This is a genomic window from Stenotrophomonas sp. HMWF023 (assembly GCF_003060985.1).
Lineage (GTDB): Bacteria > Pseudomonadota > Gammaproteobacteria > Xanthomonadales > Xanthomonadaceae > Stenotrophomonas > Stenotrophomonas lactitubi.
The window spans coordinates 265-1,224 of record NZ_QAIJ01000347.1; the positions used below are offsets into that span (position 1 = coordinate 265).

Consider the following 960-nt stretch of genomic DNA (forward strand, 5'->3'; position numbering starts at 1 on the left):
CGGCGCCTCGGCCACCGATGACTTCACCTACAGCAAGCCGGTCAACACCCCCGGCGGCGAACTGCACGGCGTGGAGGCCAACTACACCCAGCCCTTCACCTTCCTGCCGGGCAAGTGGGCGAACCTGGGCGTGCAGTTGAACTACACTTGGGTGGAATCGAAGATCCAGTACATCAACGCGGCCGGGCAGCCGGTGATGAAGACCGACCTGACCGGCCTGTCGAAGTCGTCGTGGAATGCCACGCTGTTCTATGAAGGTGAGAAGTTCGCGGGGCGCATCTCGGCCACCAACCGCGATGACTACCTGACCCAGGCACCGGGCCAGGAAACCGGCTTCAACCTCGACGGCTACCACGGCATGACCGGTACCACGGTGTTCGATGCGTCCATCCGCTACAAGATCAGCGACCAGCTGGAACTGAGCCTGGAAGGCATCAACCTGACCAACGAAGCCTCCGACGAGTGGGTGTACTCGCCGCTGACCGGTCGTCTGCCGCTGCAGTACACCGAGACCGGCCGCCAGTACCTGCTGGGGCTGCGCTACAAGTTCTGAGCAACGCCGACGGCGTGCCACCCGGCACGCCGCCGTTCGCCACGATCGCTGCTGCGCCGCAAGGTGCCGTCGCGGCGTGGCCTTGCTACGGTCCGGCGGCCCTCGCCGGCCGTCGCCCGTTGAAAGGAAACGCCTGATGCCGCACCGCTCGACCCTGTCCCGCTGCCTGTTGCTGGCGGTGGCCCTGGCTGCCGGCCCCGCGATGGCCGCCACTGATGCGCCCACGCTGCTGTTCCACGTCGATGCCGGCAAGGGTCTTGAGGCCGTGGTGGCGCACGGGGAAGCGGTGCCGAACTTCCGCGACAAGGTCGACATCGTCGACGACGGAGCGCGCGGCAAGGCGATCCAATGGCAGGACGACGGCGTGCTTGCCTGGGATGCGCCCGGCAACATCCTCGCCCAGCGCG

Annotated in this window: 1 protein-coding gene and 1 pseudogene; both read left to right on the forward strand. The window is 66.9% G+C overall.

Going from position 1 to position 960, the window contains the following annotated elements; all coding sequences use genetic code 11:
• Window positions 1–553: TonB-dependent receptor (locus DBR20_RS21185; protein WP_181393144.1), on the forward strand; the 553-nt coding region annotated here is incomplete at its 5' end.
• 226 nt (window positions 554–779) lie between these two features.
• Window positions 780–960, forward strand: a pseudogene (locus tag DBR20_RS23650) (hypothetical protein); the annotation flags it as partial.